The sequence below is a fragment of the Flavobacterium sp. ASV13 genome, assembly GCF_000745775.1.
Lineage (GTDB): Bacteria > Bacteroidota > Bacteroidia > Flavobacteriales > Flavobacteriaceae > Flavobacterium.
Genome location: NZ_JQJY01000001.1, coordinates 176,930 through 189,231 on the forward strand (window position 1 = coordinate 176,930; position 12,302 = coordinate 189,231).

Annotated in this window: 16 protein-coding genes; 3 read left to right on the top strand and 13 right to left on the bottom strand. The window is 31.9% G+C overall.

Annotated features, from left to right (window positions below; genetic code table 11):
• Position 1: 1 nt before the first annotated feature.
• From GQ47_RS00785 to GQ47_RS00815, 7 genes are all read right to left on the bottom strand, one after another.
• Positions 2-853, bottom strand: coding sequence for a substrate-binding domain-containing protein (locus GQ47_RS00785; protein WP_035643754.1), 852 nt, complete (start codon positions 851-853; stop codon positions 2-4).
• 53 nt (positions 854-906) lie between these two features.
• On the bottom strand, positions 907-1,380 hold the full coding sequence (locus GQ47_RS00790; protein ID WP_035643756.1) for a DUF4265 domain-containing protein: 474 nt from the start codon (positions 1,378-1,380) through the stop codon (positions 907-909).
• 92 nt (positions 1,381-1,472) lie between these two features.
• On the bottom strand, positions 1,473-1,865 hold the full coding sequence (locus GQ47_RS00795; protein WP_035643758.1) for a VOC family protein: 393 nt from the start codon (positions 1,863-1,865) through the stop codon (positions 1,473-1,475).
• 38 nt (positions 1,866-1,903) lie between these two features.
• Positions 1,904-2,167 (bottom strand): hypothetical protein, encoded by a 264-nt coding sequence (locus GQ47_RS00800; RefSeq protein WP_035643760.1) that lies wholly within the window; start codon positions 2,165-2,167, stop codon positions 1,904-1,906.
• The gene (locus GQ47_RS00805; RefSeq protein ID WP_035643762.1) at positions 2,160-3,035 is read right to left on the bottom strand and encodes a nucleoside phosphorylase; all 876 of its coding nucleotides are present in this window, start codon (positions 3,033-3,035) and stop codon (positions 2,160-2,162) included. Before GQ47_RS00805 ends, GQ47_RS00800 begins: the two co-directional genes overlap by 8 nt.
• Before the next feature lie 95 nt (positions 3,036-3,130).
• On the bottom strand, positions 3,131-3,463 hold the full coding sequence (locus tag GQ47_RS00810; RefSeq protein ID WP_035643764.1) for a translation initiation factor: 333 nt from the start codon (positions 3,461-3,463) through the stop codon (positions 3,131-3,133).
• 105 nt (positions 3,464-3,568) lie between these two features.
• The gene (locus tag GQ47_RS00815) at positions 3,569-4,519 is read right to left on the bottom strand and encodes an isopenicillin N synthase family dioxygenase (RefSeq protein WP_035643766.1); all 951 of its coding nucleotides are present in this window, start codon (positions 4,517-4,519) and stop codon (positions 3,569-3,571) included.
• Positions 4,520-4,693: 174 nt separating this feature from the next.
• Here GQ47_RS00815 and GQ47_RS00820 point away from each other — a divergent pair, with 174 nt between their 5' ends.
• Complete coding sequence (locus GQ47_RS00820; protein WP_035643767.1) at positions 4,694-6,670, top strand: alpha-ketoacid dehydrogenase subunit alpha/beta; 1,977 nt, start codon at positions 4,694-4,696, stop codon at positions 6,668-6,670.
• 112 nt (positions 6,671-6,782) lie between these two features.
• Here GQ47_RS00820 and GQ47_RS00825 read toward each other — a convergent pair whose 3' ends face one another.
• The 4 genes from GQ47_RS00825 to GQ47_RS00840 form a co-directional block, all read right to left on the bottom strand.
• On the bottom strand, positions 6,783-7,754 hold the full coding sequence (locus GQ47_RS00825) for a quinone oxidoreductase family protein (protein WP_035643769.1): 972 nt from the start codon (positions 7,752-7,754) through the stop codon (positions 6,783-6,785).
• Positions 7,755-7,828: 74 nt separating this feature from the next.
• Complete coding sequence (locus tag GQ47_RS00830) at positions 7,829-8,407, bottom strand: Crp/Fnr family transcriptional regulator (protein WP_035643771.1); 579 nt, start codon at positions 8,405-8,407, stop codon at positions 7,829-7,831.
• Positions 8,408-8,418: 11 nt separating this feature from the next.
• Positions 8,419-8,919 (bottom strand): hypothetical protein, encoded by a 501-nt coding sequence (locus GQ47_RS00835; protein ID WP_152560972.1) that lies wholly within the window; start codon positions 8,917-8,919, stop codon positions 8,419-8,421.
• Positions 8,920-8,928: 9 nt separating this feature from the next.
• Complete coding sequence (locus GQ47_RS00840; protein WP_035643775.1) at positions 8,929-9,333, bottom strand: hypothetical protein; 405 nt, start codon at positions 9,331-9,333, stop codon at positions 8,929-8,931.
• A gap of 126 nt (positions 9,334-9,459) precedes the next feature.
• Here GQ47_RS00840 and GQ47_RS00845 point away from each other — a divergent pair, with 126 nt between their 5' ends.
• The gene (locus tag GQ47_RS00845; protein WP_035643777.1) at positions 9,460-9,888 is read left to right on the top strand and encodes a hypothetical protein; all 429 of its coding nucleotides are present in this window, start codon (positions 9,460-9,462) and stop codon (positions 9,886-9,888) included.
• A 186-nt stretch (positions 9,889-10,074) separates the two neighbouring features.
• Here GQ47_RS00845 and GQ47_RS00850 read toward each other — a convergent pair whose 3' ends face one another.
• On the bottom strand, positions 10,075-11,331 hold the full coding sequence (locus GQ47_RS00850; protein ID WP_035643779.1) for a mechanosensitive ion channel family protein: 1,257 nt from the start codon (positions 11,329-11,331) through the stop codon (positions 10,075-10,077).
• Positions 11,324-11,611 (bottom strand): DUF3817 domain-containing protein, encoded by a 288-nt coding sequence (locus tag GQ47_RS00855; RefSeq protein ID WP_035643781.1) that lies wholly within the window; start codon positions 11,609-11,611, stop codon positions 11,324-11,326. Before GQ47_RS00855 ends, GQ47_RS00850 begins: the two co-directional genes overlap by 8 nt.
• Positions 11,612-11,716: 105 nt before the next feature.
• Here GQ47_RS00855 and GQ47_RS00860 point away from each other — a divergent pair, with 105 nt between their 5' ends.
• Entirely contained in the window at positions 11,717-12,250 is a 534-nt protein-coding gene (locus GQ47_RS00860; protein ID WP_035643784.1) for a DUF6155 family protein, read from the top strand.
• Positions 12,251-12,302 lie beyond the last annotated feature (52 nt).

The window sequence follows — 12,302 nt, forward strand, 5'->3', positions numbered from 1 at the left end:
TTTAAAGCGCTTTTACGGTTTCAACAAAAGTACTTTTTTTATCGATAATTCCCAGATCGAATAATTGATTTTGAATTTTCGTAAATGCTTTTTCGTTTAAATGTTTTTGAGACCATTGTGTGAGTTTCAGCCACTCGCGAATGTCTTCTTTTTTTTGATTAAAAAGTTCGGATAATGTTTTATCAATATGTGGAATTTGAGCAAAATCCTGCGTTGTTTTATTGATTATTTCAAGAATTTTCTCCATTGCTTTCGAATTCTTTTTCAAAAATTCATCACGAACTGCAATTACAAAAGAGGGCCATGGCGTAGGGCAGTCACCCACACGTCTGAACACACCTTTGTCGACAAGAGGTTTCGTCATAAAACGTTCCCACATAAAATAATCTGCAGTGCCGTTTGTCAAAGCTTCAACAGCGCCATCAATTGTATTGATGATTTCAAATTTCAATTCATCTTGTTCCCAACCTTGCTCAGCAGCATTTACATACGCCATTAGTTGTGAACCTGATCCAATTCTTGAAATTGCCACTTTTTTGTTTTCTAAATCTTTTACAGTTTGAAAATCTGATTTAGCTGCTACATGAATTCCCCAAATTAAAGGAGACTGTACATAAATCTGAACAATTTTGCTTGGATTTCCTGCCAAAATATCTTTGACAATTCCTTCAGTAAGGATAACGGCAATATCAGCTTCGCCATCACGAAGCATCTGGCACATTTTACCCGTTCCTTCAGGAATATCTTTCCATTGCAAATCAATGCTTTCTGCTTCAAATTCGCCATTTTCAATGCATAAATGCCATGGCAAATTGAAGTGTTCGGGAACACCCACAATGTTTACGGTTTTCATTACAGTTTTAAGTTTAAGTTAAGTTTGGTATGCGTATCTTAAGTTTTGTTTGTTTAGTTTTTTAATAAATCTGCCCGATGTTTGTCAGAAAGACATGGCTCAGCATATTCAATTATTTCTTCCGATTCATATTCGTTCAAAATGCTTTTTACTAATGAATAATCAACATCCCGAACAATTTCAACTGCAAATAAAGTTTCGTTTAAACCTTCTGATTGGCAATTGATTGCTTTTAATTTTTCTCGGATAATTTCTTTATCAAATCCTTTTTCTAAAATTAAAACCTGAACAATCGAATTTCCTGAATTTTCAATGGTTTCTTTATAAACAAATCGATTTTCCTTTTCGTCAAATTCAGCAAAAAATAAATCATCTGTCGCAATAAGTGGTCCAAAAAATGGAATATTATCCAATTTAAAAAGACCTTTTTCTAAATCTATAATTTCAGCCCACATGGTTTCTGAAACATTGTCTTCTAAATAATCGCTGTAATATTTAAAAAGTATTTTTTTGTGTGTTTCTGTCATTATTTAATCTGAAATTATTTTTTAATTACCCAATCCTTTAATGATTTGGAAGTGGCTTTCTAATTTTCAAATTGACTAATTGTCTAATTTGTCTATTCAATTTCGCTTATTTCAGCTTTCAATGGTGATATAACTATACGATAACCATCTGGATCCTGAATCATTTTTCCATTTTCATTCCAAAATGGATTTGTTGCAGCTATAGTTGAGATATTATGATGTTCAAGTTTGTTTATCAGATTATTATAATCTAAAATTGATTTTGGATACAGTACAATAACGTCGTCTTCATCAAATGTATGTTTTGCTTTATTATTGGACTGCGTAAATTCAAAATGCCAGTCTAAACCTGATTTTCCAATGAAAATTCCATTGTAATTATTATGATTCTGAAACTCTCCCAATTGTTCAAAACCAAGAACATTTACATAAAAATCTTCGATTCTTTTTAAATCATCCGTGTGTCGTGCAACTCTTAAAAACATAAATTATACGTTTTAAAAATTATTCTACTAATTAAATATCAACCTTCTACTTTATCAATCAAAATTATAAAACAGATAAAAAGTAAAAAACCCGCAAATAAATTTTTCTGGGCGGTATTCAATCCATTTTTATCAGGGCTTTCATTATCATGATCCCAATAATACTCTAAACTTTTAGGGTATTTTTCTTCAATTGATATATTAAGCAGCTGAAAAAAACTCCACCTAAACAAACCTCCCATGCCTAAAGTGAATTTTCTTAACGGCTTATAAATCAAATGTTCAATAAAAAAATTAAACATTAGTTTGTGCTAATTTATTTAATGTATATGTAATAAGTTCATCAACAGCTTTATAAGGATCCTCGCTAAAAGTTCCAGATGCACGATTGGCAATAATGGCATTTAAAGATAATGCATTATGTCCTAACAGTGCCGATAACCCATAAATTGCCGCTGTTTCCATCTCTAAATTAGTGATTTTAGTGCCATCAAAATCAAAATTATCCATTTTATTGTTTAATTCTTCGTCTTGAATATTCAAACGCAAAACGCGTCCTTGCGGACCATAAAAACCGCCAGCTGTAGCCGTAATTCCTTTAAAGATTTTTTCTGATTCAATGATTTTTTCTAATTTTTCAGAACATGCAATCGCATAAGGTCTTCCTTTTCGGATATCCCAATTTGTATGCATGATAAAAGCATCTTCAATAGCAGCATTTGAAACATCATCAATCAAATAGGAGCGAAGCATATTATCAAGTCCAAGTCCGAATTTTGACATCACAAAACTATCAACAGGGATATCTTCCTGCAAAGAACCCGAAGTCCCAATTCTGATAATATTTAAAGAAGTTAAATTTTCTTTTGTTGTACGCGTTTCCAAATCAATATTTACCAATGCATCTAATTCATTTAGTACAATATCAATATTATCCGGGCCAATTCCAGTAGAAATCACCGTAATACGTTTTCCTTTATAAATACCGGTTTGGGTTTTAAATTCTCTTTTTTGTGTAGAAAATTCGATCTTTTCAAAAAACTGAGTAATTTTTTCAACTCTGTTTTGATCTCCAACAAAAATAATGTCGTGTGCAATATGTTCAGGACGAAGGTTTAAGTGATAAACGCTTCCGTCTGGGTTAAGTATTAATTCTGATGCTTGTATCATTTTTTTATAAGGTGCTAAGGTTCTAAGTAGCTAAGGTTCTAAGTTTTTTTTTGCTTCAGGCTCATATAACTTGAAACGTTAAACTTGAAACTTTTTTAACCGCCTACACGTTTTGTTTTAAATCCCTTTTCTTTTAAAATTGCCATGATTTTGTCGCGATAATCACCTTGAATAATGATTGAATCGTCTTTAAAAGTTCCGCCAACGCTAAGTTTTGTTTTGATTTCTTTGGCTAAGATTTTAAAATCTTCATCAGAGCCTTCATAACCTTCAATTATAGTAGTGGCTTTTCCTTTTCGTTTTTCAAATTTACAAATCATAGGTTCTTTCTGAACATACAATACATGTTCTTCTGCCTGAATTTCTTCAGGTTCATTTGATTCCATGTGATCCGGAAATAAGTTTTTCAACTGATCTTTTAAATCCATAATATATTAAATTCGAATATTTAAAGTTATGTAAAAATGAAATTCCAAATTCCAAAATAAGGTATTTTTTGGAATTTGGAATTTTAAAACTGAGAGATTTAGGTTTTATTTTTTAATTAAACCCAATTCTACTAAACGTTCGTGTAAAAACTCTCCCGCAGAAATATCTTCATATTTTTTAGGATTTTCGTCATCGATACAGTTTTCTAAACAATCCAAACGCATATCGCTTACTGGATGCATGAAAAACGGAACTGAATAACGAGAAGTTCCCCATAATTCTCTTGGTGGATTTACCACTTGGTGAATTGTTGATTTTAATTTATTGTTTGTATGTCTTGACAACATATCTCCAACGTTAATTACTAATTCATCATCAGCTGCGATGGCGTCGATCCATTCTCCATCATGATTTTGAACCTGTAATCCTTTTCCTTGAGCACCCATTAAAAGTGTAATAAGGTTGATATCACCATGAGCAGCCGCGCGAATAGCGTTTTCTGGCTCAGAAGTAATTGGAGGATAGTGAATTGGTCTTAAAATTGAGTTTCCTTCTTTAGCATAATTGTCAAAATAAAACTCATCTAAACCTAAATGCAAAGCTAAAGCTCTAAGCACATAAACACCTGTTTTTTCAAGCATTTGGTACGCATCTTTACCAACTTCATTAAAACGTGGTAATTCTTTTACTTCAACATTGTCTGGGTATTCTGAAGCCCATCTTGAATCTTTGTCAACATACTGACCAAAATGCCAAAATTCTTTTAAATCTCCTTCTTTGCGTCCTTTAGCATGTTCTTTTCCAAAAGATACATAACCTCTTTGTCCGCCAATACCAGGAATTTCATAATTATGCTTAGTTTCTATTGGCAAAGCGAAAAATTTTCTAATTTCGCTATAAAGCTCGTCTACCAATTGATCATCTAAGAAATGACCTTTTAGGGCTACGAAGCCAATGTTTTCAAATGCACTGCCGATTTCATTTACAAATTTTTGTTTACGTTTCGGGTCGTCCGAAAGGAAATCACGTAAGTCTACACTAGGAATGTTTTGCATACTTTACATTTTTTGTTTAAAGATGAAAGGTGTCGAAAAACCTTTCAGAAACAAAGGTAGAGAATATTTTAGAATTGAATTTTAAAAGTTATATTAAAATTGAAATTTTATAACAAAAACAAATAAAATTGTTATAATTTTTTATATTTGAAACACTAAAAAAACATAAACCCAATGATCTTTAACAGACAAAACCTAACTGACGCTCAATTATTAGATTTATATAAAAAAATTCTTAAACCTCGATTAATCGAAGAAAAAATGCTGATTCTGATTCGTCAGGGTAAAGTGTCAAAATGGTTCTCCGGAATCGGGCAGGAAGCAATTGCCGTAGGTGTTACAGCTGTTTTAGATGAATCTGAATATGTATTGCCAATGCATAGAAATCTTGGTGTTTTCACTACAAGAAATATTCCACTTCACCGATTATTCTCGCAATGGCAAGGAAAAGCAAATGGTTTTACAAAAGGGAGAGATCGCAGTTTTCACTTTGGAACGCAGGAATATAAGATTATCGGAATGATATCCCATCTCGGACCGCAATTAGGTATCGCAGATGGAATTGCATTAGCCAATAAACTTCAGAATAATAAAAAAATCACGGCCGTTTTTACGGGAGAAGGCGCCACAAGCGAAGGCGATTTTCATGAAGCATTAAATATTGCAGCAGTTTGGAAATTGCCTGTAATGTTCGTCATTGAAAACAACGGTTACGGGCTTTCGACACCAACAAACGAACAATATGTATGTGAAAATTTAGCAGACAAAGGCATTGGCTACGGAATGGAAAGCCATATTATTGATGGAAACAATATTCTGGAAGTTTACAACAAACTTTCACAGCTAAAAGAAGAAATGCAGATCAATCCGCGTCCGGTTTTATTGGAATTTAAAACTTTTAGAATGCGTGGTCATGAAGAGGCGAGTGGCACTAAATATGTTCCGCAAGAATTAATGGACGAATGGGCAGCCAAAGATCCTGTAACGAACTATAGAAAATATTTGACCGAAATTGATATTCTTACACCTGATTTTGACGAACAACTCCACCACGAAATCAAACAAGAAATTGATCAAAATTTAGCTATTGCAAATGCTGAACCTGAAATTGTCCCGACTTACAGCGGAGAATTAGATGATGTTTATAAAGATTTTGAATATGAAGAATATACTCATGGTGAAGAAGTGAAAAATATCCGTTTTATTGATGCTATTCGAAATAGTTTGGAACAATCGATGTGGCGCAATAAAAACTTAGTCATTATGGGGCAAGACATTGCTGAATATGGTGGCGCTTTTAAAATTACAGAAGGATTTGTAGATGCTTTTGGAAGAGAAAGAATCCGAAATACGCCAATTTGTGAAAGTGCTGTTGTTTCAACTGGAATGGGATTATCAATCAACGGTTATAAAGCGATTGTAGAAATGCAGTTTGCCGATTTTGTTTCAACTGGTTTTAATCCGATTGTTAATTTACTGGCAAAATCACATTATCGCTGGGGTGAAAATGCTGACGTTGTGGTTCGTATGCCTTGTGGCGGCGGAACTCAGGCGGGACCTTTTCATTCGCAAACAAATGAAGCCTGGTTTACAAAAACTCCAGGTTTAAAAGTAGTTTATCCTGCTTTTCCTTATGATGCAAAAGGACTGCTTAATACTTCTATAAATGATCCAAATCCGGTCTTGTTTTTTGAGCACAAACAATTGTACAGAAGTATCTATCAAGATGTTCCGACAGATTATTACACGATTCCTTTTGGAAAAGCGGCTTTAATAAAAGAAGGAAACGCAGTAACCATTATTGCTTTCGGAGCAACTGTTCATTGGGCTTTAGACACTTTAGAAAAGAATCCACAAATTGATGCTGATTTAATTGATTTAAGAACATTGCAACCTTTAGATACTGAAGCGATTTTTGCTTCTGTGAAAAAAACAGGAAAAGCCATTATTTATCAAGAAGATACTATGTTTGGCGGAATTGCAAGCGATATTTCTTCCTTGATTATGGAAAACTGTTTTGAATTTTTAGATGGTCCTGTAAAAAGAGTTGCAAGTTTAGATTCGCCGATTCCTTTTACTAAAGCTTTAGAAGATCAATTTTTAGCAAAAGATCGTTTTGAAGAAACGCTTTTGGATTTATTGAACTATTAATGGCAAAATGAATATTGATCTTAAGGAAAAACATTATACAGCTTAAGAGAAGAATTAAAAAAGGTTTGACAATCATTTTTGTCAAACCTTTTTTTCTTATAAAATTATTAAGTTAGATAAGAACAACCAGTCGTTTTCCGTCTGAAACTTCTTTTGCCCACATTTCTTCAATATCAACAATACTTCCTGTTTCTATATTAACTTTCAACTTATTTTGGGCTGCCAAAAGAAACATTTCTGGAAGAATTTCTGAGAATAATAATTTCACTTCATCTTTTGACCAGCTTCCTAAGCCAGAACCAGATAATTGAAGATCGACGCTTCTTAAAATCCCTGACGACAATTGAATACTATCACCAGCCATTCCGCCAATTGTTACATATCTTGTTTTATTAGTAAATGATCCGTTTCCTTTTAAAACGGAAAGAATCAACTCTGCAGGATGTCCCCACAGATAATCCAAAATAATATCAATTGGTGTATTTTGATGAATTTCATTTAATTGAGAAAAAAATGCATCATCGTTTTGTTTTAATGAAATTGTTTCATCAGCGCCTAATTCTTTTAGGTTTTGAAGCGTTTTTTCATTTCTTCCGGTAACAATTATTCTTTTTGCTCCATAATGTTTTGCAATCTGAATTGCTATTTGACCTGTAAATCCGGTTGCTCCGTTGATCAAAACAGTATCTCCAGTTTTGATATTGGCACGAAATCGCAAAGCCATAGCTGAACCTGCTACTGCATTTGGCAATGAAGCTGCAACGGCATCACTTACTCCATCAGGCAACTTTACCAATATATTTTTATCGATTATTGCTTTTTCGGCCATTGTGCCTGAAATTCCACGGGCATAAACTCTGGTTCCGTTTTCGAGTAAACCAACGCAATCGCTTCCAATTACAAAGCCATTTTCTTTATTGTTATCTGAAGAATAATGTTTTCCGGATGCTTTTCCTTTATCCAGATTTGTAATACCAACGGCTTTTACTGAAATTAAAGTCTGGTTTTCGTTTTGAACAATTGGTTCTGCAAATTCTGCATATTTAGGCATTTCGCCTTTCGTATAAACTACTGCTGCTTTCATAATATTTAATTTTATGAGACAAAGTTCAAAATTCGATTTTCCGCAGACGATAACATTTGTTATCAAATAAGATTTTACTCTTTTTTATGAACTAATTTGCTTTTGATTCGGCTAAGATGAACCGTGCTTACGCCAAGATAAGAAGCAATATAATGTTGCGGAACGCGTTGAACAATTTGAGGCTTTTCTTTAATTAAATCAAGATAACGTTGAGTAGGGGAGTCTTTTATAAAAGAAAAAAAGTGTTTCATATAATCAAATGTTCTCTGAAAAAGCATATTGATTAATCGATCTCTTAATTCGGGAATTTCTTTAATTTCTTCTAAAATTTTATCGACATCTTTTTTACTGATCCACCATAAAATCGAAGGCTCAATAGTTTCAACCACAACCGGACTCGGAAATTGCTTCATGAAACTTTCAATAGATGCCACACTTTGATTTTCGAAAAAAAACTGCGAAGTCAAATCTTTTCCGTTATTGTTAAACCAAACTCTGATACAGCCTTTTTCAATTATAAAAAGCTTTTTCGAAATTTCTCCTTCTTCAATAAGAACTGTTTTAGCTGGAACTTCAATACGATTGAAACAACCTGTATATTCAATCCATTTTTCATCGGTTAAAGGGAATTTATTTCGGAATTGGCTAAACATTTCTGCTTCAATTACTTTTTTATAAATTTTGCAACTCTAAAACTATTGGTCATCAATAAGTATCCTAAAACTGCTTTACAAAGATAAAAAATGATCCATCCTGATTTTGGATAATCTTTAAATTGCGCTTTATCATGAAAGAAAACAGCTATTTCTTTCAATAAAATTGGAAGATTTTCGATAAAAATAAATCCTCCAATTACAATGAGAGCAATTGCAATTATTTTATTTTCATTTGATTGTATTTCAATAGTTTCAGTTTCAAAACCTTTGTCAAGTTTCAGTTTCTCAATTATCCACACAGTTTTAAAAAGAAAGACTCTTATTATCAAACTAAAAAATAAAATTGCAATCAGAATACTTGAAAGCAAAACAATCAATTCTTTAGAATCACCATTTTCATAAATAAAATAAAGATTAGAAATCAATTCTGGCAAAATTGTTAAAATCCGATATAACATCCATAATCCTAGTATTTTTATTAGGATGGTCCAAAAAGTTTTAATTGACATTTAAAAGAATTAATTATTAGTTTCCATTTCAAACAACTGCACTTGACTTTTTAATCGGTCAATCAATAAATTCATCATGCGTTTATTTAAACTGGAAGAATTCTGAATATAAGTTTCATATTCTTCAAGCGTAAAAAGCGCCATAACGATTCCTTTTAGGGAATTACGGAACTTAATATCTTTTTGAATTGAATTTTCTATCGTCTGAAGTTTCTTTTCGACTGAATAGGAATAAAAATCGGCTTTGTTTTTATTTATGTAGTTTATAAAAACTGCAACAAACAAATCGTTTTGAAGTTTCAAAATAGGTCTAATCGTCTGGTTTTGAAAGATCTCATCTGAAGAAGATTGAGCACTTACAGTTCCTAAAGTTTCGCCTCTGAATTCTCTTAAAAAAGTATCTCTATCTGCCATGTTTTTTCTTTAAATTTAGAAAAAATTACAATACAAAAATTAAATTGACAGATAAGTTATTTAACAAAATTTAAGTTTTAGCTTTTAAATGTACTTTTGTCACTTCTCTGGTTTTAAAAATTTATTATGAACAAAAACACGTTACTTTTTCTGTTTTTAATTATGATTTTTATTATTTCTTGTAACTCAAAAGATAATAAAACTGATTATAAAGAAGTCGTTTACCGCGCCGTACATCAAAAAGATACTGCAATTTTAGTCATCAACATCAACGAAAAACGTTTTTTTGGACGATATGAAATTCTGTATCATCAAATTGGAAAAGATTCGGGTGATGTTAGGGGAGATATTAAAGGTGATACTTTGAGAGGTGATTTTCATTATATTTCAAATGGCGGAAGCTGGAAGAGAATTCCTTTGGCATTTCTCAAAAAAGATGACAAACTAATCTCAGGAAATGGAGTAATCGGAACTTATATGAGTCTTCCGTGTTTTATTCAGGGAACACTCAATTATAACGACCCGAAGTTTGTTTTTGAAGAGATTAAGAAATAGTTTGTTTTTGTTTCAAGTTTCAAGTTTCAAGTTTCAGGTTTCAGGTTTCAGTTTTCAGTTTTCAGTTTTATATATATATATATATATAACAAACCCGACAGTTTTTTTTAAACTGTCGGGTTTACTTTAATCTAAATCTTCTAAGCATTTTAACTTGAAACCTGAAACTTGAAACAAAATAAAACTTTATTCCAAACTTCCAATCTTAGAAGGAAGTTCAAATATTTCAAGGTCAAAATACTCAACAGAAGCCATAACGTGATCAAAAATATCAGACATGATATATTCGTAATTCGCCCAACGTTTATCGCTTGAAAAAGCATAAATTTCTAACGGAACTCCATGAGCAGTAGATTGCAACTGACGGCACATAATATGCATATCCTTATTCAATCCCGGATGCGTTACGAGATACTGCATAATATATTTTCTAAACAAACCTAAATTGGTCATATTTCGACCGTTAAGAGCAAGTGTTTTATCAACTCCTCTAAGATCGTTGTATTTTTCAATTTCGGCTTGTCTTGTCTCGATATAAGATGAAATCAGCTGTACTTTTTTCATTTGTGCCAAATCTTCATCATTCAAAAACCGAATTGTACTGCTTTTGATCAAAACATGTCTTTTAATTCGGCGTCCGGCAGATTTCTGCATACCGCGCCAGTTTTGAAAAGAATCTGAACTTAAAGCGTACGTTGGAATCGTTGTAATCGTATTATCAAAATTTCGAACTTTTACTGTCGTCAAATTAATTTCAATAACATCTCCGTCAGCACCAAATTTATCCATTGTAATCCAGTCCCCAATACGAACCATATCGTTAATCGCAACCTGAACACTTGAAACAAATCCAAGAATTGTATCTCTGAAAATCAATATAATAATTGCCGAAAGTGTTCCTAAAATCGTAAGCAATTCACCTTTTTTGATTCCGAATAAAGTCGAAATGATAAGAGCAACACCAAAAATCCAGAGCACAATCATGATAACCTGAACGAAACTATCGATAGGTTTATCGCTGTATTCAGGTTTCTGTTTTAAATAATCTCGAAGGGAATTAAAGATTGTTCGAACAATCCATAAACCCAGTAATACAATATAAACACCAACAATTTTCCCAAAAATAGATTCCCAATATTCATATTTGTCTAAAATTACGGGAACCGCTTTATAAATAAAGAAAAACGGAATTAAATAAGCGGTATATCTTGTTGTTTTGTTCTGAATTAAATAATCGTCAAATTTAGTTTTAGTACGTTGAGCAAAAATGGCGGTTAGAGTAACTAAAACAAATTTGGCAACATAATAAATAACATAAGCCAATATCACCAAAATGGCGATATTAAAAATAAGACTAGTGTATGACGCCACATTGCGGCTCATTCCCCAATCTCTGAAAATCGGATATAAAAAATTAAATATTTTATCCAAAAGCTTATGCATTATTTTCTAAGTATTTTTTTTCGATATAAAAAGTTCCAAACGGAACAAGAGAAGCAATTAAAATGATTCCGAAAGTCTTTAAATCCCAGTTCATTGATTTTTTCAATAAAAAAGCAAGAACAATATATCCGATAAACAAAACACCATGTGTCATTCCTAACGGACGCAATAATGTATGATAAAGTTCAGGATTATTGGTTTTTATAATAAGCATATTAGCAAACAATACTAAGTATGATATTCCTTCTAAAATGGCAGTAACTTTAAAAATCTTGAGCATATAGATGTATTTTTTGAATTTATGGAAGCAAAATTAAGTATTAGGATTGGTTTTTAAGTTATGTGTCAGAAAAGTAATTTATTTTTACAGTCTTAAACTTTGATAATGAGCAAACGCGATTTAAAAAAATATTTAGCCGAATTAAGTAAAGAACAGCTCGAAGAACAACTAATCGATCTGTATGAAAAATTCAGTCCCGTAAAAGTGTATTATGATTTTGTTTTTAATCCGAAAGAAGACAAACTTTTGCAGGAATCAAAGGTTAAAATCTCGCATGAATATTTTCCAATCAAAAAACCAGGAGCAAGATGGCGTCCGAAAGCAAAAATGCGTCGCTCTGTTGCTCAAAAAATAATTAAACATTTTATTTCTCTTGGTGTCGATTCTTTTGTAATTGCCGATTTGATGCTTTATAACATCGAAATTGCCCAAACCTATTCTTCTCAAAATCTTATAAAGCAGGATTTATTTTACAAAAGCATATTTAATTCATTTGAACAAGCAGTTAATTTTTTAATTTCAAACGGAATTTTAACTGAATATAAAGCAAGAATTATTGCAATTCATGATGAAATTGTTCAACAAAAATGGAAAAACAAGTACGATTTTGAAGCGATTTTAGACAAAATTGACCTTTAAATGCACTTCTCATAAAAAATCTTTATTTAAAAAAAACATTTATTTTAGGTTA

Bases quoted from the DNA above. Each gene is read 5' to 3' on its own strand.
- GQ47_RS00785 (WP_035643754.1), bottom strand. From the start codon at position 853: ATGAAAACCGTAAACATTGTGGGTGTTCCCGAACACTTCAATTTGCCA.
- GQ47_RS00790 (WP_035643756.1), bottom strand. From the start codon at position 1,380: ATGACAGAAACACACAAAAAAATACTTTTTAAATATTACAGCGATTAT.
- GQ47_RS00795 (WP_035643758.1), bottom strand. From the start codon at position 1,865: ATGTTTTTAAGAGTTGCACGACACACGGATGATTTAAAAAGAATCGAA.
- GQ47_RS00800 (WP_035643760.1), bottom strand. From the start codon at position 2,167: ATGTTTAATTTTTTTATTGAACATTTGATTTATAAGCCGTTAAGAAAA.
- GQ47_RS00805 (WP_035643762.1), bottom strand. From the start codon at position 3,035: ATGATACAAGCATCAGAATTAATACTTAACCCAGACGGAAGCGTTTAT.
- GQ47_RS00810 (WP_035643764.1), bottom strand. From the start codon at position 3,463: ATGGATTTAAAAGATCAGTTGAAAAACTTATTTCCGGATCACATGGAA.
- GQ47_RS00815 (WP_035643766.1), bottom strand. From the start codon at position 4,519: ATGCAAAACATTCCTAGTGTAGACTTACGTGATTTCCTTTCGGACGAC.
- GQ47_RS00820 (WP_035643767.1), top strand. From the start codon at position 4,694: ATGATCTTTAACAGACAAAACCTAACTGACGCTCAATTATTAGATTTA.
- GQ47_RS00825 (WP_035643769.1), bottom strand. From the start codon at position 7,754: ATGAAAGCAGCAGTAGTTTATACGAAAGGCGAAATGCCTAAATATGCA.
- GQ47_RS00830 (WP_035643771.1), bottom strand. From the start codon at position 8,407: ATGTTTAGCCAATTCCGAAATAAATTCCCTTTAACCGATGAAAAATGG.
- GQ47_RS00835 (WP_152560972.1), bottom strand. From the start codon at position 8,919: ATGTCAATTAAAACTTTTTGGACCATCCTAATAAAAATACTAGGATTA.
- GQ47_RS00840 (WP_035643775.1), bottom strand. From the start codon at position 9,333: ATGGCAGATAGAGATACTTTTTTAAGAGAATTCAGAGGCGAAACTTTA.
- GQ47_RS00845 (WP_035643777.1), top strand. From the start codon at position 9,460: ATGAACAAAAACACGTTACTTTTTCTGTTTTTAATTATGATTTTTATT.
- GQ47_RS00850 (WP_035643779.1), bottom strand. From the start codon at position 11,331: ATGCATAAGCTTTTGGATAAAATATTTAATTTTTTATATCCGATTTTC.
- GQ47_RS00855 (WP_035643781.1), bottom strand. From the start codon at position 11,611: ATGCTCAAGATTTTTAAAGTTACTGCCATTTTAGAAGGAATATCATAC.
- GQ47_RS00860 (WP_035643784.1), top strand. From the start codon at position 11,717: ATGAGCAAACGCGATTTAAAAAAATATTTAGCCGAATTAAGTAAAGAA.